General features: G+C 35.3%; 16 protein-coding genes and 1 riboswitch. Of the genes, 7 read left to right on the top strand and 9 right to left on the bottom strand.

Annotated elements, in window-relative coordinates; genetic code table 11:
- The first annotated feature begins 60 nt into the window (after positions 1-60).
- Complete coding sequence (locus M666_RS03875) at positions 61-5,580, top strand: alpha-2-macroglobulin family protein (RefSeq protein ID WP_029447677.1); 5,520 nt, start codon at positions 61-63, stop codon at positions 5,578-5,580.
- A 201-nt stretch (positions 5,581-5,781) separates the two neighbouring features.
- Here the strand turns inward: M666_RS03875 and M666_RS03870 are convergent, their stop codons facing one another.
- Together M666_RS03870 and M666_RS03865 are read right to left on the bottom strand one after the other, a co-directional pair.
- Complete coding sequence (locus tag M666_RS03870; protein ID WP_226989947.1) at positions 5,782-6,210, bottom strand: hypothetical protein; 429 nt, start codon at positions 6,208-6,210, stop codon at positions 5,782-5,784.
- A 166-nt stretch (positions 6,211-6,376) separates the two neighbouring features.
- Entirely contained in the window at positions 6,377-6,874 is a 498-nt protein-coding gene (locus M666_RS03865) for a CvpA family protein (protein ID WP_025616465.1), read from the bottom strand.
- Positions 6,875-7,015: 141 nt separating this feature from the next.
- Here M666_RS03865 and M666_RS03860 point away from each other — a divergent pair, with 141 nt between their 5' ends.
- From M666_RS03860 to pbpC, 3 genes are read left to right on the top strand one after another with little or no spacing between them, the layout of a single operon-like run.
- On the top strand, positions 7,016-7,372 hold the full coding sequence (locus M666_RS03860; RefSeq protein ID WP_024482605.1) for a hypothetical protein: 357 nt from the start codon (positions 7,016-7,018) through the stop codon (positions 7,370-7,372).
- 7 nt (positions 7,373-7,379) lie between these two features.
- Complete coding sequence (locus M666_RS03855) at positions 7,380-7,691, top strand: antibiotic biosynthesis monooxygenase family protein (RefSeq protein WP_024482606.1); 312 nt, start codon at positions 7,380-7,382, stop codon at positions 7,689-7,691.
- On the top strand, positions 7,688-10,036 hold the full coding sequence (pbpC, locus tag M666_RS03850; RefSeq protein ID WP_029447678.1) for a penicillin-binding protein 1C: 2,349 nt from the start codon (positions 7,688-7,690) through the stop codon (positions 10,034-10,036). Before M666_RS03855 ends, pbpC begins: the two co-directional genes overlap by 4 nt.
- Positions 10,037-10,045: 9 nt before the next feature.
- On the opposite strand, the gene M666_RS03845 is transcribed toward pbpC, so the two are convergent.
- Positions 10,046-11,047 carry an NAD(P)H-dependent glycerol-3-phosphate dehydrogenase gene (locus tag M666_RS03845; protein WP_029447679.1) on the bottom strand — a complete coding sequence of 334 codons (1,002 nt, stop codon included), beginning with the start codon at positions 11,045-11,047 and terminating at the stop codon, positions 10,046-10,048.
- Positions 11,048-11,218: 171 nt separating this feature from the next.
- On the opposite strand from M666_RS03845, the gene M666_RS03840 reads away from it, so the two are divergent.
- Positions 11,219-12,139 (top strand): hypothetical protein, encoded by a 921-nt coding sequence (locus M666_RS03840; RefSeq protein ID WP_029447680.1) that lies wholly within the window; start codon positions 11,219-11,221, stop codon positions 12,137-12,139.
- 202 nt (positions 12,140-12,341) lie between these two features.
- Positions 12,342-13,970, top strand: a complete 1,629-nt coding sequence (locus M666_RS03835; RefSeq protein WP_034660618.1) for a SulP family inorganic anion transporter — start codon at positions 12,342-12,344, stop codon at positions 13,968-13,970.
- Between the two features lie 7 nt (positions 13,971-13,977).
- Here M666_RS03835 and thiD read toward each other — a convergent pair whose 3' ends face one another.
- The 4 genes from thiD to M666_RS03815 form a co-directional block, all read right to left on the bottom strand.
- Positions 13,978-14,790 (bottom strand): bifunctional hydroxymethylpyrimidine kinase/phosphomethylpyrimidine kinase, encoded by an 813-nt coding sequence (gene thiD, locus M666_RS03830; RefSeq protein ID WP_034660566.1) that lies wholly within the window; start codon positions 14,788-14,790, stop codon positions 13,978-13,980.
- 57 nt (positions 14,791-14,847) lie between these two features.
- Positions 14,848-14,940: riboswitch (TPP riboswitch) on the bottom strand.
- 17 nt (positions 14,941-14,957) lie between these two features.
- Positions 14,958-15,437, bottom strand: a complete 480-nt coding sequence (locus M666_RS03825; protein WP_029447683.1) for a c-type cytochrome — start codon at positions 15,435-15,437, stop codon at positions 14,958-14,960.
- Between the two features lie 50 nt (positions 15,438-15,487).
- Positions 15,488-16,447, bottom strand: coding sequence for a YheT family hydrolase (locus M666_RS03820; protein ID WP_029447684.1), 960 nt, complete (start codon positions 16,445-16,447; stop codon positions 15,488-15,490).
- A 6-nt stretch (positions 16,448-16,453) separates the two neighbouring features.
- Positions 16,454-17,428, bottom strand: a complete 975-nt coding sequence (locus M666_RS03815) for an NAD(P)H-dependent flavin oxidoreductase (protein ID WP_029447685.1) — start codon at positions 17,426-17,428, stop codon at positions 16,454-16,456.
- Between the two features lie 117 nt (positions 17,429-17,545).
- Between M666_RS03815 and M666_RS03810 the strand changes: the two genes are divergently transcribed.
- Positions 17,546-18,022 (top strand): acyl-CoA thioesterase, encoded by a 477-nt coding sequence (locus M666_RS03810; protein ID WP_025616471.1) that lies wholly within the window; start codon positions 17,546-17,548, stop codon positions 18,020-18,022.
- Here the strand turns inward: M666_RS03810 and M666_RS03805 are convergent.
- Entirely contained in the window at positions 18,006-18,899 is an 894-nt protein-coding gene (locus M666_RS03805) for a DMT family transporter (RefSeq protein WP_024482616.1), read from the bottom strand. The two genes, M666_RS03810 and M666_RS03805, sit on opposite strands and share 17 nt — an antisense overlap.
- A complete protein-coding gene (locus M666_RS03800) occupies positions 18,896-19,249 on the bottom strand; it encodes an arsenate reductase family protein (protein WP_029447686.1) in 354 nt (117 codons plus the stop codon). Before M666_RS03800 ends, M666_RS03805 begins: the two co-directional genes overlap by 4 nt.
- Positions 19,250-19,320: the final 71 nt, after the last annotated feature.

The following is a 19,320-nucleotide window of genomic DNA, read 5'->3' as shown; positions in this document are numbered from 1 at the left end:
TTTTCAGTGATTTAGATCTTTATAAACCCTTTATATTTACAAGTAGTAAAAAACCAACCTATGAAACTAAAATACCTTCAAATTGTCAGTTTACTTTTTCTTGTCCTTGCCGGATGTAAAGACAAAGTAAATACCATGGAAAACCAATCAGACAACCTCAATAAGTATCAGGAGTATGTTAGTGAGGTTACCCACGGAATTATTTCTGCAAGAAGCGAAGTAAGGCTTGTTATGAAACAACCTGTAGCTTCATGGGAAAGTGGCAAAGAATTGAATGATGTTTTAACTGTTTCTCCAAAAGTTAGTGGGAAGGTTGTTGTTTTAGATGACAGGACTATCTCGTTTGTTCCTGAAAAAGCATTTGAGCAGAATACAGAATATGCTTTTACGTTTGATTTAGAACAGGTGATCACAGATGTTCCTGAAGATTTAGAAGAATTAACGTTTGTCATCAAAACTTTGGAACAACAGTTTTCTATATACACGAATCCTATACAGTCTTATTCAAAGGAGAAACAATACATAGAAGGACAATTACGTAGTGCAGATGTGTTGTCTTTGGAGGTAGCAAAACAATTGGTAAACGTTACGCAAAATGGAAAAGAGATAAAAATAAAATTTGATGACACGGTAAAAGAAGGAATGCTTTTTCAATTTAAAATTGATAGTATACAGCGTTTTGAAGAAGATAGTGAGTTGCAGATTTCTTGGGATGGCGCTAAACATGATATAGCTACCAAAGGAGAAAATAAAATAGTAATTCCGGGTAAAAATAACTTTGTTGTTCTTGATGTTGTCGTAAAGAACACAGGAAAGCCGCAAGTGTTGATTAATTTTTCTGATCCTCTTAAGAAAGATCAGAATTTCAAAGGTTTGGTGGTTTTAGAAGGGGATAATTCTTTAAAGTATAGTGTGTCAGGAAACACGCTTAAAGTATATCCTTCTAATGAAATTAACGGCACAGCACAATTAGAGGTGTTTGATGGAATTTCTAGTGCAGATGGTTTTAAACTGAAAACTAAATTTAAAGAGTTGATTGCTTTTGAGCAAATAAAGCCACAAGTAAGATTGCTTTCAAATGGATCTATATTACCTTCTTCCAGTAATCTTAAAATTAATTTTGAGGCCGTAAATTTAAAGTATGTAGATGTTTCTGTGCTTCGGGTGTATGAGAATAATGTACTTCAATTTTTGCAGAATAATAACCTTAATGGTAACTACGGCTTAAAACAAGTAGCGAGACCAATAGCCACTAAGCGTTTAGAATTGGTGAGTAATTTAAGTGTTAATACTGGTAAATGGTCTGCACACGCTTTAGATTTAAAAGAATTAATTACTCCAGAACAAGGAGCTATATACCGTGTAGAATTTTCGTTTAAGCCTTCTTATAGTACCTATAGTTGTGAGGAGACTAATTATGAGGACGAGGAAGATGTTGAAGAAAATTATGATGAAGAATCAGAAGCTAGTTCTTGGGATGGTGTAGAAGAGTATTATGATGATTACTCGTATAACTATGATTGGAGTGAGCGTGAGAATCCTTGTCACACTTCTTATTATTACGATAAAAAAGTAGGAGTAAATGTTTTGGCGAGTGACCTTGGGGTTACCGTGAAAAAAGGATTAAACAAGAGCTATTTTGTTGCGGTTAGTGACATCGTTACAACAAAGCCTGTCTCTGGAGCAAAGGTTACTTTTTACAATTATCAGCAACAAGCCGTAGGAACCGTTACTACAGAAGCAAATGGTACTTCGTTTTTCGATGCAGAAAATAGCCAAGCTTATTTTGTGGTAGCAGAGAATAATGGACAAAAAACATATGTAAAAATAAATGACGGTAATGTATTGTCTGTAAGTAAATTTGATGTTTCTGGAGTTTCTTTACAAAAGGGAATAAAAGGATTTATTTTCGGAGAGCGTGGTGTTTGGAGGCCGGGCGATAATATCTTCTTATCATTTATGTTGAATGATAATGCAAATAAACTACCTGCAAATCATCCCGTAAAATTAGAATTGATGGATCCTTATAATAAAGTGGTTCATCGTGAAGTGAAGACTTATGGTTTGGATAATTTTTATCATTTTAATTTAAAAACAGATGAAAATGCACCTACGGGTAATTGGTTGGCGAAAATATCTGTTGGTGGTGCTTCCTTCACCAAGACGATAAAAATAGAAACCATTAAGCCTAATCGTTTAAAAATTAAAACCGAATTTGATAGTGAGATTTTAGGAGGTTCAAGTCCTATTCACGGAACAATGGAGGTAAAGTGGTTGCATGGCGCGATAGCTAAAAATTTAAATGCGGATATAACTGCAAAATTTAATGCAACAACCACAAGCTTCAAATCGTTCCCGGGGTACATTTTTGATGATCCTACACGTAGCTTTTCATCAGAAGATCAAGTAGTTTTTGATGGTAATGTAGATGGTGAAGGGAAAGCAAGCTTTAGTATAAATCCGCAATTAAATGGTAATGCTCCTGGAATGTTAAATGCTGCGTTTATTACTAAGGTGTATGAAAACGGAGGTGATTTTAGTACTGATGTGTTTACAAAAACCTACGCTCCATTTAAAACCTACGTGGGTATAAATGTTCCTAAAGGCGATAAGTCAAGAGGAATGCTTCTTACTGATGTAAAACATAAGTTTGAGGTGGTTACGGTAGATGAAAAAGGAAAACCTAAAGCAACGAGTAATCTTAAAGTATCTATACATAAAGTAAGCTGGAGATGGTGGTGGGACAATTCTGCTGATAATTTATCATCTTATAGCAGTAGTGAATACCATGAACAAGTTTTTGAAGAAACAATCAGTACTTCTTCTAATGGGAAAGGTTCTTTTACTTTTGAATTAAAGTATCCAGACTGGGGTCGTTATTTAGTGCGCGTAGAAGATCAGTCTGGCGGGCATGCTACTGGAAAAGCTGTATATATAGATTGGCCAGGATGGGCAGGAAAATCACGTAAGAACGATCCTTCTGCAGCTACGATGTTATTGTTTTCAACCGATAAAGAAAAATATAATGTAGGGGACGATGCTACCATTACTTTCCCAAGTTCAGAAGGTGGCAGAGCATTAGTAACTATAGAAAATGGGAGTGAAGTCTTAGAATCTTTATGGGTAGAGACGACTAAAGGTGAAACTAAATTTAAGTTACCAATAAAGGAAATTTATACGCCCAATGTGTATATAAATATTGCCTTGTTACAACCACATGCCTCTACCTTGAATGATTCTCCTATTCGTATGTATGGTGTGGTAGGAATTGGAGTAGAGAATCCTAAAACAAAACTAGAACCTCAGATTATGATGCCAGAAGTACTGCGTCCTGAGGAAAATATTACGGTAAAAATTGGAGAAAAGAATAGCAAGGCCATGACCTATACAATTGCTATTGTAGATGAAGGTCTTTTAGATTTAACGCGCTTTAAAACTCCAGATGCCTGGAGTACTTTTTATGCCAGAGAAGCTTTAGGTGTAAAAACTTGGGATATTTATGACGATGTGATTGGTGCCTTTGGTGGAAAAATTAACCAAGTATTTGCTATTGGTGGTGATGATGAACTAGCAGGAGCAAAAAATAAGAAAGCCAATAGGTTTGAACCAATGGTGGTTCACCTAGGGCCGTTCACACTAAAAGCAGGTGAAACTAAATCGCATAAAATTGCCATTCCTAAATATGTAGGTTCTGTAAGAACAATGGTAATTGCAGGGAATGCAGCCAGTGAAGCTTATGGTCTAGCAGAAAAAACAACTCCAGTAAGAAAGCCTTTAATGATCTTGGCTTCGTTACCTAGAAAAATAACGCCAGGAGAAAAAGTAACATTACCAGTGACTGTATTTGCGATGGAGTCTAAAGTGAAAAATGTTACGGTTAAGATAAAACAAGACAAAGCATTTAAGGTGTCTGGGAGTGCTACGCAAACGCTTACGTTTAGTCAGCCAGATGAGAAAATGGTGTATTTTGATTTAGATGTGGCAGATTTTAAAGGGATAGGAAAAGTAGTTGTAGAAGCTTCGGGAGGAGGAGAAACAGCATCTTTTGAAATACCAATAGACGTCGTGAATCCGAACCCTATGACTTCTGAGATTCAAGATATTGTTCTCGAAGCAAATGCAAGTAAGCAAATAGATTTAGAAACTTTTGGTATTGCCGGTAGCAATTCTGTTCAAGTAGAATTTTCAACTTTGCCACCTATGAGTTTCAATGGGCGCATGCAGTACCTAATAAGGTATCCGCACGGTTGTGTAGAACAAACTACTTCTGCTGCATTTCCGCAATTGTTTTTGAGTGATATCTTTGATTTAAGCTCAGCAAAAAAATCAGAAACACAGAAAAATGTTGAAAACGCTATAAAACGCTTAGGAGGATTCCAGCGACCAGGAGGAGGATTTTCATATTGGCCAGGATTAAGTTCTACAGATGATTGGGGAACAACCTATGCAGGTCACTTTTTGTTAGAAGCAGAGAAGAAGGGGTATGTAATGCCTATCTCCTTTAAATCAAATTGGGTAAAATACCAACAGAATACGGCTAAAAACTGGCGTTCAGGAAGTTCATCTTCAGACCTAGCGCAAGCGTACAGGTTGTACACTTTAGCACTTTCAGGGAATGCAGATATTGCTTCTATGAATCGTTTAAGAGAAACTAGTGGTTTATCTGATGAAAGTAAATTTAGATTGGCAGCTGCTTATGGTTTAATTGGACAAGCAAGTGTGGCACAGCAAATTTTAAAAACAGCGTCATTAACGTTTGAAGCTAGTAAGAATGATTATTATAGTTATGGCTCTTCAGAAAGAAATAGAGCAATGGCTTTGGAGACCTATATTTTACTAAAAGATAAAGCAAAAGCACAAGAGTTGGCTAAGGCTATAGCGGCAAGCTTAAAAGAACAGCGTTGGATGAGTACACAGAGTACTTCGTATAGTCTTCTAGCTATGGGTAAATTTGCCAAAATGGTAGGTGGTAAAGGAATAAAAACGTCGGTAGCTGTAAATGGGAAAACAGAAAGCGTTACAACGAGTAAAACTTTAGCCAGCAGAACATTAGAAATAAAGAAAGGAACCAATAGCCTAAGTTTAAAAAACTTAGAAGGTACTATGGTTTATGTAAGTATCATCAATAACGGAATTTTACCTGTAGGAAGTGAGAAAGAAATTCAACGTAACCTAGTGGTGAAAACAGCTTTTAAAAGCCGTGATGGTTCAAGAATTGATGTCTCTGCTATTACTCAAGGAACAGATTTTGTTGCTGAGGTTACCATAACCAATACTACAGGGAGCGCTGTTAAAAATATGGCTTTATCTGAAATATTCCCTAGTGGATGGGAGATTGTAAATACGCGTTTTACAGATTTTGGAAATTTTGCGCAGAATAACGTAACGCATACCGATTTGAGAGACGATCGTGCTAATTTCTATTTTGATTTTAGACTAGGTGAAACAAAAACATTTAGAATATTGTTAAACGCATCCTACTTAGGAACGTATTACCTTCCAGGAGTTCAGGTAGAGGCTATGTATGATAGTGATTATATTGCTAGAACAAAAGGGCAATGGGTAAAAGTAGTTCAATAGGAACTTACTAATAGCGTCTTTTAGGATGGCTATAAAATGTAATAAAGTGTCTATTAATTTAATAGGCACTTTTTATTTGTTGTAGAATGAAAATCAGTGTGATTTCAAATGACATTCTTAAAGGTATTACAATTAATGTCTTTGATTTGATGAGGTTACAGGCTTAAATAAAGCAATTATTTCTTGGAATACAGTTGTTGTTTAATTGGAAGAAGAAACTAAACATTCTTTTTTAGCCCATTCAATAGCATCTGTTAAACAGGTGTAACGATAGATATTGGCATTCATAAATAGCTTTTCTAATAGGGTATTGGAATACCCTTTTTTAGAATAGGTAACAATAACATAGGCTTTAAGTCTGTAACTACTTTTAAAATATTGTAACCACCCTACAGGATTAACAGAATATTTCTCCACTCTATTGGTAATATAAATTAATCCAGAGCCATTTTCATCGTATAAATTTCCGATATCTTCAGTGACAGTTTTTCCATGATCTTCCCAAGAGAAAACAACACCTTCATTAATCTCAGCAACAACATAACCGGCAAACAGATAAAACGTACCAAACGGGTAGGAAAGTTCGTTGAATGCTTCTTTGTAATAAGGGCTATTTTTTAGCTTTTGCAATATTTATGTTTTAGAAATTATCATATTAATAAAACAAATGTACTTTGGACGCCTATTATTAGAAGAAAACTATCGTTGAATAACAGAAATATATGCCTGAAATCACCAAATCACTAATTTCGCCACTCATAAATGAGGAAAATTCGTACATATAAATTTTAATAACCTAGCTTTCAGTCGGTTCAAATTTTAGAATATTACTAAAAATTAGCGCCCCGATTGCTTTTAAAGGTTCGTAGAGTTTAGATTCTTTCTTGGTTTCTTCGTTGATAAGATTGGTGGTTTCTGCCATCGAACTAAAAAAGAGAAGTAGTGCGCCAATGATAATAGATACTTTCAGCGCTCCAAAAATTCCACCGGCTATTTTATTCAAAAATCCAAGCATGGCAAAATCAGCAATCTTGGTCAACAGTTTTGCTGATAAATGAATTAAAACAACAATTATAATAAAGGTTATAACAAAAGAAGCAATATTCATATACTGTTCATTCCAATCCATATTTTCTGCTAAATACGTTCCAGTAATGTAGGAGAAATGTATTGCGCCATAAATACCAGCAATAAGCGCTATGATAGATGCTATTTCAACAAATAAGCCGTTTTTAAACCCTATATAAAATCCCCAAACAAGGATTAATCCAAAAACTATATCTAAAAAATTCATATTACTTGCTTTAAGACAAATATAAAACTTTGATTTGTACCTTTGAAAAGAATTAAAAATACTGTGTACCTATTAAGATAAGAATTGTCATAGGTAGTATATGAAGTGCTATTTTTATTCGTTGAGATAAATGAAACTATAATGTCAAGAGATATACAATTAAAAGAACGTTGGGATGTGTTGCTAGAAAAATTATCAGCACAATTTGCAGACGGCGATACATTAGAATTAGACGCTATTATTTATTTGGTAGGTGTTCAGGAATTAGGAAAATACCATAGGTCCTACAAAAAGGACGAAAAGCTAGATCTTATGCATATAGCAATTTGTCGATTATTGGAGCCTTATGGTTTTTATACGTTTGATTATTTTGATGAAGAAGGTTGGCCGCATTATATTATGAAAGAAGAATTACCGCCACTTAAGGCAGGAGAACAATCGGTATTAATGAAAGAAGCGATTGTAAATTATTTTATAGAAAAAGAATATATTAAATAGACGCACCATGAAAGAGCCTTACTATGCCGTAATTTTCACATCTACAAGAACAGATGGTGATCATGGATATGGGGAAATGGCTCAGGAGATGGAGGCCCTTGCGGAAAAAGAACAAGGTTTTATAGGTATTGAAAGTGCAAGGGAAGAAGTGGGTATTACGGTAAGTTATTGGACAAGTTTAGCAGCTATTGCAACTTGGAAAAAAAATTTAGACCATAGGTTTGCTCAGAAAAAAGGTCAAAAAGAGTGGTATTCTTGGTATAAAGTTAGGATTTGTTTGGTTGAAAGAGAGTATGAATTCAATACCCTCACTACTTGAAAGAAAGGCTATTTAAGATTCTAAAAAAGCACCCTAAAAAACTGTTAGTCCTAGCAGTGTTTTTAATTGCCTATTATTTTTGTTTGCCCACAGTATTGTTTAATGCACCCACCGCTACAGTCGTAGAAAGTAAGCAAGGAGAATTATTAGGGGCAAAAATTGCAGATGATGGTCAATGGCGCTTTCCTGTAGTAGATAGTGTCCCTTTTAAATTTAAAACATGTCTTCTCAATTTTGAAGATGCTTATTTTTATAAGCATCCTGGTTTTAATCCGGTTTCAATGTCTAAGGCTATTGGAGCAAACGTAGCAGCAGGAAAAACAGTTCGAGGAGGAAGTACACTCACACAACAAGTAATACGCTTATCTAGAGAGAATAAAAGTCGCTCTTACGCTGAAAAATTTGTAGAACTAATACTAGCAACGCGCTTAGAGTTTAGCTATTCTAAAGAGGAGATTTTAAATCTTTATGCTAGCCATGCTCCGTTTGGAGGAAATGTCGTTGGATTAGAAGTGGCTTCTTGGCGTTATTTTGGACTCTTACCACATCAATTATCTTGGGCAGAATCTGCAACCTTAGCAGTATTACCTAATGCTCCAAGTTTAATATATCCAGGAAAAAATCAATCTAAATTATTATTGAAGAGAAATAGGTTGCTGTTGAAACTCTTCAATCAAGGTGTCATAGATGGGACCACGTACAATTTAGCTTTGTTAGAAGACTTGCCTCAAAAACCTTATGCGTTGCCGCGTTATGCATCACATTTTGTGCATTATGTTGCTAAAACCAAAAAAGGACAACGCATTAAAAGCAGTATCAACCAAGAGCTGCAAAGAAATGTAAATGCTATCGTTCGCAAACAGTATAATACTCTAAAACAAAATCTAGTTTATAATACGGCAGTGTTGGTATTAGATGTAAAAACCAGAAAAGTACTGGCTTATGTGGGTAATGCACCAACAGATAAAGATCATGAGAAAGACGTAGATATGGTGCAAGCCAATAGAAGTACGGGAAGTGTGCTAAAACCTTTGCTTTATGCGGCTATGTTAGATGGTGGGGAATTGTTGCCAGATATGTTAGTGCCAGATGTGCCTACGCAAATTGCGGGGTATTCTCCTGAAAATTTTAATGAATCGTATAGTGGCGCTATTGAAGCAAAAAAAGCATTAGCACGGTCGCTGAATATCCCTGCAGTACGTTTATTACAGTCTTATGGTTTAGAAAAATTTAGAGATCAATTAAATGTTTTTGAATTAGGCGGCTTGAATAAAACGGCAGATCATTACGGGTTGACCTTAATCTTAGGGGGGGCAGAAAGTAACCTGTGGGATTTGTGTAAAACCTATGCAAACCTTGCTTCTACCGTAAATCATTATAATAAAAGCTCTAGCGAGTATTTTAAAAATGAATTTACAGAGCCCACCTATTTTCATAATAGTACTTTAGATTTTGGCGCTAAATCTCAAAGCAAAACTGTTTTTGATGCAGGTAGTATTTACCTGACTTTTGAAGCGATGAAAGAAGTAAACAGGCCAGAAGGCAGTGAGTCTTGGGAATTTTATGATTCTAGCAAAGAAATAGCGTGGAAAACAGGAACTAGCTTTGGGAATAAAGATGCTTGGGCAATTGGGGTAACTACAGACTATGTGGTAGGTGTTTGGGTAGGAAATGCAGATGGAGAAGGAAGACCAAATACCACAGGGGTATCTAGTGCCGCGCCTATTTTGTTTGATGTTTTTGACGTGTTACCAAATTCTACTTGGTTTTCTAAGCCTTTAGATGAATTTGTTTCTGTGGTAGTGTGTGCTGAAAGCGGGTATTTGGCTACAGAAGTTTGCCCTAAAAAAACGATTGATATTCCTAAAAAGCAAAACTATGTAAGTGCTTGCACCTATCATGAATTGGTTCATTTAGATCAGCATAGGCAGTTTAGAATCAATTCTTCCTGTGAAGATTTATCAAACACAGTTACAGCGTCTTGGTTTGTACTTCCTCCCTTAATGGAGTATTATTACAAGCGCACACATCCATCGTATAAAACACTGCCTGAATTTAGAAATGATTGCGTTTCTGTTATGATGCCAACTATGGAGTTCATCTATCCTAAAGATAGAAGTCGCATTACTCTAGCTAAAAATTTTGAAGGGAAAAAAAATGAGCTCGTTTTAAAATTGGCACATGCGAAGCCCGAGACAAGAGTATTTTGGTATTTAGATAGTACGTACCTTAAAGAAACTAAGGATTTTCATGAACTTGCTATTTTACCTGATGAAGGTGATCATACGATATCAGTAGTTGATGAACTAGGAAATGAGGCTAGCATCATGATCACCATTCAATAGGAATTGAGCTTAATCTAATTTATCGGTTAGGTCTTTGAATATTTTCTTGGCATTTTTATCATTGTAAAGCACCTGATAAACAGCATCTAAAATGGGCGTTTTAGATTTCTTTTTTCTATCGTTGTTTAGTTTGTAGGCACTTTTTGTTGCGTAGTATCCTTCTGCAACCATTTTCATTTCCATCATGGCACTTTTAACCGTGTAGCCTTTTCCTATCATATTCCCAAACATCCTGTTTCTACTAAAAACAGAATAGCCGGTTACTAATAAGTCGCCCAAATAGGCAGAGTTATTAATATTACGTTTCATGCTATGTACTCTTTTAATGTAACGTTTCATTTCGCGAATAGCATTACTCATAAGGACACTCTGGAAATTATCGCCATATCCTAAGCCATGAGCAATTCCGGCAGCAATAGCATAGATGTTTTTTAGCATTGCAGCGTATTCTGTACCTATGATATCATCAGAAATCTTTGTTTTGATATAATCGCTACTTAAATGTTCTGCTACAATTTCTGCTTTATGTTTGTCACCACATGCAATGGTTAGGTAAGATAAGCGCTCTAAAGCAACCTCTTCTGCGTGACAAGGACCCGTAATTACTCCAATATTTTCATAAGGAATAGTGTATTTTTTATGTAAATGCTCTCCAACAATGAGTCCAGTTTCTGGAACAATACCTTTAATTGCAGAAAACAAGGTCTTTCCTTTTAAAGAAACGGTTAGTTTAGATAGTTCTGCCTCTAAAAAAGCCGAGGGTACTACAAAAATGATAATATCAGCATTGCTTACGGCTGTATTAATATCATTGGTTAATTGTAATTGCGTAGTATCAAACTCTACAGAGCTTAAATAATTAGGATTATGTCCTTGTGTTTCTATATGTTCTATGGCATCCGTATTGCGCATAAACCATTGTAAGGTGTCTACATTTTCTGTTAACATTTTTACAATTGCAGTTGCCCAACTTCCACCGCCCAAAACGGCAAATTTCAAATCTCTATTCATAATTCAATCTTTAAAAAATTAAAGTATTGTCTTTCTCCAAGGCTTAATAAAACCCATCTGTCTTTTGCAAAATTAGTCAAAATCAAGATAATATAAAATGATGATAATCAGCACTATAATATTTTTGGCACGAGAATTGTTTTATACCTAGCAACCATAAAATTTTAGATTATGAAAATAAAATTACTATTCGGATTTGTATTCCTAGGATTATTAGCTTCTTCATGTTATACAGAAGTTATTGTAGCAGATGATTTTATTGAGGAACCAGTGTTTAACGTTAATCAGGTTCTAGCATCAAAAGATTTATGGTACATAGATATTAATGCAACACAAGGAAATGGCGAAGTGCCATTTTTACAAAGAGCATTTACAGTTTCTTTTGTTGGGGGTACATTATATGCAAATAATAACTTAGTAGGTATTGGTAAATCTGGAAACGGCTTTGGTATAGATGTAGGCGTCTATGATGGCGCTCGTGGTCTTTTAGAAATAGATCACGACCTAGATGGCTTTTATGATCTAGAAGTTTTTGTGGTGAATAATGCTACAATAGAACTATACCATAGAAGAACAGATACGTCTTATTTCTTAAGAGGATATCAACGCAGCAATTTTGATTATGATATGGTGTTCTACGAGAATATTCAGTATTTCTTACAAGAATATGATGCATGGGAAAAAGTATTTACTAGTCAGGCAGGAGCAATAAACGATTTTGATAATGAGCATTTCTTACAATTTTTATCCGGAGACAATGGTGACTTTTTTAGATCATCTATAGATGGGCCAGGAACTAGCGTTGGTAATTTACAGTGGGATTTTGAAGGGGATTATCAAGTATATGATATAGCAAATGATGACTCTTTAAAAGCATTAACCTTAAGTTATGATTTTATAGGTGATGATTATTTTGAATTATATGTAATTAATGATGGTACTATAGAATTGTATCATCCGGATAGCGGAACTTCTTATGAATTTAAAGGACGTGGGTATATTCAATACTTAAAATCGGAGGATGCTGCTAATGCCAAAAAGAGGGTAAAAGTTTCTAATCCTACAATGAAGGTAACAAGACAGAAAAAATAGAAGAATTTTTAGTTGGTAGGTTGTTTAAACCGCTGTGAGAGTAAGCTCTTGCAGCGGTTTTTTAGTATAAAATTTTTAATTCTATTTAAGAATTGCTAAAAAGTAAAGGGCTAATCTGTTAATTATGTTATAATTAGTGGTAGGTGGTATTGCGCAGTTGAAAAGTGGTACTTTTGCAACTTCAAAAAAATTAGTACAAGAAATGAATTTTATCAAAAAACTTACTTCCAATCCTAAAAACGATTTTTTCGCAGGAGTTACAGTTTCCCTAGCGATGATTCCTGAGGTAGTTGCTTTTGCTTTTGTGGCAAACATAGACCCCTTAGTTGCCTTGTCAGGTGCATTTATTATTGGATTAATTACGGCCATATTTGGGGGTAGACCAGGGTTAATTTCTGGAGCCGCAGGTGCTGTAGCTGTAATTTTTGTAAACTTAATTAAAGAAGGTCATGTAAGAGGTTTAGAATTTGATATTCCGGTGGAAAATATGGGCTACTATTACCTATTAGGAGCCGTTATTTTAATGGGATTAATTCAAATATTTGCTGGGGTTTTAAAACTGGGTCGCTTTGTGCGTTTAATTCCGCATTCTGTAATGATGGGATTTGTAAACGGTTTAGCTATTGTAATATTCATGGCTCAAGTAAAAATGTTTAGCCATAAAGTGCCTAATACAGATCCTGATGCTGTTGAGAAATATATGAGTGTATTTATGCATGGCCCTGAATTATTTTTAATGATTGGGTTGGTGTTATTTACGATGGCTATCATTCATTTTTTACCAAAGCTTACCACGAAAATTCCTGCTGCGTTAACCGCTATTTTGATTACCACATTTGGAGTTATTCTTTTAGATTTAGATGTAACTACAGTAGGATCTTATATTAGAGAAGGTGGTGGAGATGGTTTAAGTGGTGAATTTCCAACACCAAATAAAGAATTATGGCAATTGTTGCCTTTCAATTTAGATACGTTTACGTTTATCTTGCCTTACGCTTTCTTAGCAGCTAGTGTGGGTTTAATTGAAAGTTTAATGACCTTAAATTTAGTAGATGAATTAACTGATAGCCGCGGTAGAGGTAATAAAGAATGTGTTGCACAAGGTATGGGTAACATTGCTAGTGGTTTACTAGGAGGTACTGGTGGTTGTGGTATGATTGGCCAAACGGTAATTAATATCAATGCTAAAGGTAGAGGTCGTTTATCAGGTATTGTAATGGCATTAACCTTACTTTCATTTATTTTATTTGCAGATACCTATATAGAGCAAGTTCCAATAGCAGCGTTGATTGGAGTGATGTTTATGATGGTAATAGAAACTTTTGCATGGTCTAGTTTTAGAATCTTGAAGAAAATACCTAGATCGGATGCTTTTGTATTAATAGCAGTATCAGCAATCACTGTATTTTTCGATTTAGCAATAGCAGTATTCATTGGTGTTATTATATCAGCTCTTGCGTTTTCTTGGGAAAATGCTAAGCGAATTAGGGCTAGAAAAAGTACGGATGAAAACGGAGTTAAAACCTATGAAATATTTGGTCCATTGTTCTTTGGTTCTACCACTGGTTTTACAGAAAAGTTTGACGTTGCAAATGATCCTGAAGAGGTTGTTATAGATTTTAAAGACAGTCGTATTGCAGATATGTCTGGGATTGAAGCGATTAATAAACTTTCAGAACGCTACAAGAATGCAGGCAAGAAATTGCACTTGAAACACTTGAGTAAGGATTGTATTAAATTATTAGCTACAGCAGATGATATTGTTGATGTGAACGTTTTAGAAGACCCTAAATATAAAGTTGTTGCAGATGGTTTTAATTATGATGATTAAATAAAGATTACCAAAACTTATAAAAATGATGTAGCGGGCCATGACCTTTTCCAAGGGTATGGCTCGTACTATTTATAATCGCTTGTTCTAAATACAACTTACCTTCTTTTACCGCTTCTTCTAGAGAATTTCCTTTCGCTAAAAAAGTAGCAATAGCAGCTGAAAGCGTGCACCCAGTGCCATGCGTATTTTTAGTAACTACTTTCTTAGATGGTAATTCAATCAAGGTATTGTTTTCATTATTGTACAAAACATCTATAAGAAAGTTGTGATTTAAATGTCCAGCTTTTAATAATACAGAGGTGTTGTATAACTTCCCTAGTTTTTTGGCTGATACCTTTAAATCAGAAGTTTCTGTAATGGTTGTGTTGAGTAATAATGCACATTCTGGAATATTGGGAGTAATTAGTCTAGCAAGAGGAAAAAGATTGCTTTTTAAAGCGGTAATAGCGTCCATTCTTAAAAGAGTATCTCCTGAGGTGGCTACCATAACAGGGTCTACGACAATATTTGGTGTTTGGTATTTTGTTAGAGCATCAACTACCGTGTGTATTGTTTCTGCATTGTGCAGCATGCCAATTTTAAGAGCATCCGTTCCAATATCATCCAGAACAGCTTCGATCTGACTTTTTAAATGTTTTGCGGGAATTGGGTGAATGTCAAAAACGCCCAAAGTATTTTGCGCGGTAAGTGCCGTAATTGCTGTGGTTCCATAGCCTCCGCAAGCGCTTATGGTTTTTAAGTCAGCCTGTATGCCGGCTCCAGCTCCAGAGTCGCTACCAGCAATAGCCAATACAGTTTTAAATTTTTTCACAGCCATTTTGTGCTAAACTAAAGTCACAAAAGGAGCGGCTGCATAAATAACAGGTGTGTTGTTATTAAGCAATACTCGTTTCCCTTCGTTGCAATTAAACAAATCAGGTTCAAAGGGTAGTTTCTCAGCCCATACAGAGCACCCCTAACGAACACGTAAAGCTAAATGTACTATTATAAAGTTCTTAGATACTCGGCAATAGCTCTTGTATCTTCGTCAGACAAATTACTATCTAACATGATAGCATTGTTGTATTCTTTAAGTAAAGCTTTTGCGATAGGATCTTCTTTGATCATTTGTGTTGGGTTGCTAATCATATTCATTACCCAAGAAGCATTTCTTCTTTCGTAAACACCAGATAAAGCAGGTCCAATTAAACGTTGATTAGGCATATGGCAAGCCGTACAAACTCCGTTGTATTTAGCTTCGCCTTTCGCTGCTAATTCAGTATCTATATCTTCAGGGAATGAAATGCCTTTAAAAGGGCCAATACCTTCATTGTCCATATCTACAGGAACTTCTGCATTGGTTTCTTCAGCTTTCTTTTCTGTTTTAGTACGGTTCATTTCAAAACCATCTTTTTTCTCTTCCTTTTTCTCACCACAACTAGCTAAAAGGACTGCTAATGCTAAAACGCCAACTATTTTTTTCATTTTTAAACATGAGTTAATTAATGTACTAAGATAAGTATTCTAATTATTTATTAGAGTTCATTCAAAAAATTTAAACATCTTTTCTCTGTGTAGGTGGTATTTTTAACGCCGTAAAAGCCCACATGACCGCCAAAATTTGGGGTTTCAAGAAACAGCTTTTCATTATTTTTTGCTTCGGCGTATGGGTAGCATTCCGGTCCTAAAAAAGAATCGTTCTTGCTATTAATAATCAAGGTTGGTATATTAATGCTAGGTAGAAATTGCCGGCAGCTAGATTGGGTGTAGTAATCAATGGCATCCGTAAAACCATGTGCTCTACTGGTGTAGATATCATCAAAGTCTTTGAGTGTTTTGATGCTGTTAATATCTTGGTCTGATATTTTATCAGGGAAAAGTTTTTGTTTTGATTGTAATTTTTCTACCAAATGTTTCTTAAATCTAGCCGCATACAAGGCATTCTTAGGGCGCAACAATTGCCTTAAGGAACTATGAAGATCGCAAGGAACAGAAACCGCTACGGCACCTTTTATTTCTTTAGGAATTATCCGTTCTTCTCCTAAGTATTTTAAAGTCAAATTTCCACCGAGACTAAAGCCTTTGATAAAAATTTCAGTGTAGGATTTATTTTTTAATAAGTGATCAATTACGGCTTCTAAATCTTCTGTGGCCCCAGAATGATACGATCTAAATAAATAATTTGGGACACCGCTACAGCTTCTTAAATTAATAGCGCAAGCATCATAACCATTTTGATTAAAAACTTTTGCGCTACCTGTGATATACGGCCGCTGAGCGCTGCCTTCTAAACCATGTATAAGAATAATAACTTTATCTGACTTTTGTGTAGCAAAGCTCCAGTCAAGATCTAGAAAATCTGTGTCAGATAAGGTAATTCGTTCTCTTTCTTGTACAACACCGTCTATTTTTCTAAAAATACCAGAATAAATGGTAGATAAATGTCCGTTTTTAAATAAGATTGGAGGGTTGTAGTTAGAGGCTACTAAGGGCATATTTCATTATTTCGGATATACTTCTAGAACTTTAATTTGTTCTTCGATAGCAGATTTGAATTCGGTTTTAAGTTTTGAAACTAAATCAGCTACAGGTTCAATATCATCAATCATGGCAACACCTTGCCCTGCAGACCATATTGTTTTCCATGCTTTGGCTTCTGTGTCTAGTTCCTTTCCAAAATCAATTTTCACATCTTTCTTTAAATCCTCTTCTGTAATCCCAGCGGCTTTTAAACTTGCACCTAAAAAGTTAGCGTGTACACCAGAAATAGATGCGGTATAAACCACATCACTGGCACCCGCATCAATAATCATTTTTCGGTATTCATCCGTAGCTTTGCTTTCTGTAGTGTTGATAAAACGGGTACCCATATAGGCTAAATCTGCTCCCATTTGTAGGGCTGATGCAACATCTCTACCCGTACTAATGCATCCAGAAAGTAAAATGGTTTTGTGAAAAAACTTCTTTATTTCGGCAACTAAAGTCATTGGATTAATAGTTCCTGCATGGCCACCTGCCCCAGCAGACACAAGGATTAAACCGTCTACACCAGCTTCTGTTGCTTTTTCGGCATGTCTCTTTTTGATAATATCATGAAATACAATTCCGCCATAACTATGAATAGCATCTACAACCTGCGATACAGCCCCTAAAGAAGTTATGATTAATGGAACTTTATGTTTTACACATAATTTAACGTCTGCCTCTAATCTTGGATTGGTTGGGTGTACGATAAGATTTACACCAAACGGAGCAGCCTTTTTACCTGTTTCTTTTTCAAAATCTGCTAAAGCGGTCTTTATTTCTATTAACCACGCTTCAAACCCTTCGCTAGTTCTTTGATTTAATGCAGGAAAAGTACCTACAACACCATTTTTACAACATTCGATGACTAATTGCGGTCCAGATATTAAAAACATTGGTGCTGCAACAATTGGTAACGATAAATTTTTGATGAACGACGGCTTTTGATCCATAAGATTAGATTTTGATACTATAAAAATACTACAATTTTTTAGGAATATTTTTCCTTGATTTATCAAAACTATGGTATTTTTACGATTATTATGCATGCATAACAAAAAAATTACAGGATGTATTTAAAAGATTTTGAAATTAGATGGAGTGATGTAGATGCTAATAGGCACCTTGCAAACTCGGCATATTTAAATTTTATGAGTCATACACGTATGGCTTATTTGATGGAATTAGGTTTTACACACCAAACAATGGCAGAGCATGAAATTGGCCCTGTTGTGTTCTATGAGCATATTTATTATTTTAAAGAAGCTTTTTTGGGTAAGCCTGTAAAAGTGTCTATGGAAGTAGTAGGAATGAGTGAAGATGGAAAGTTTTTTGAATTTCATCATAATTTCTACGATAATAAGGGAAGAAATTTTGCGCATTGCGAGATGATGGGAGCTTGGATAGATTTAAAAACAAGAAGCTTAACCGGATTAACAGATGATTTTTTAATGGCTTTTAATAAGGCGGATAAGCCTGATAATTTTAGAGTGCTATCTAAAGAAGATACACGTAAATTTGTAAAAGTACCTAAAGACTTGGTTTAGCTTTTTTGCTAACCAAGTATACCCCCAAGAGCACGAGTAACATGGCTGTTAATTTTAGTAGGTTTAATTGGTCTTTGCCTGATAAAATCGCAAATACGACACCAATTAATGGTTGCAGGTAAGCGAATGCGCCAACGGTAGTTGCTTTTAACTGTGTTAATGCAAATCCATTAAATAAGTAGGTGCAGAATGTAGTTCCTAGAATTACGAAAGCAATGGCTCCTAAAATATTAAAAGGTAGATCAGCCCATTGAATTTCTAAAAAATCAGGTAATGTTAGCGGTAAACTGATTAGTGTGCCGATTAAAAACAACCATTTTAGTACACCAAATGGGTGATATTTGGTGATCAGTTTTTTTACGAGAATAAGATATATTCCGTAGGAAAGAGAGTTTATAATAAATAAGAAATTACCTAAGGGGATATTTGCAGCATCGGTTCTGTTTTCCGCACCAAAAAGCACTAAAGTCAGTGCGCCGATAAGTCCAATAAAAATCCCTACTCCTTTTTGCCACGTTATTTTCTCTTTAATAAATAAGGCAGATAATACCACAACAATAATGGGCGTCACTGTAATTAATACGGCGCTATTTATAGGGGTAGATAGTTCTAGGCCTTTGAAGAAAGAGAGCATATTAATACCCATTCCTGCAATGGCACAAATAAGAAACCGACCCCAATCACGTCGTTCAATTTTCTCATTTGGAATAAAAGGCGTCATGCACCAAAATAAAACGGTAGCACCCATCAACCTTAAAAAAATAAACCCAAAAGGTTGTACATAAGTAGGCATTACTTCTTTTGCAATCGTATGATTAATGCCATAGATAAAAGTAGCGCCAAAAGCGGCTAGTAATGCTAGTGTTCTTTTGCTCAATGGTGTATGTATTCAGAGGCAGCGGCTACTACTTTTTTACTGTTACCAACGAAAATTTTATCCTGTACAATAATTACGGGGCGTTTTAGAAAAGTATACTGTTCCAAGATTAAATCTCTGTAGTCTGTTTCAGTTAAAGCTTTTTCGTTTAATCCTCTTTCTCGGTATAAGCGAGCTCTTTTACTGAATAGGGCTTCATAGCTCTGCGTTAAAGCATGCATTTCTTCAAGTTGTTCTGGCGTAATGGTTTCTGTTTTGATATCTTGAAGCGTAAAGCCTTCTAAAGGTTGAAGTTCTTTTATAATTCTTTGACAAGTATCGCAGGTGCTTAAGTGGTATATTTTCTTCATCGCCTTCTAAACAATTAAATTGATGTTAATCTTACTGCAAAGAAACCCAATTCTATAGAAATGTTCTATTT

It is taken from the genome of Cellulophaga baltica 18 (genome assembly GCF_000468615.2).
In the GTDB taxonomy this organism is placed as follows: domain Bacteria; phylum Bacteroidota; class Bacteroidia; order Flavobacteriales; family Flavobacteriaceae; genus Cellulophaga; species Cellulophaga baltica.
The sequence above is the reverse complement of the archived record's forward strand: the minus strand, read 5'-3'. Positions and strand labels throughout refer to the sequence as shown.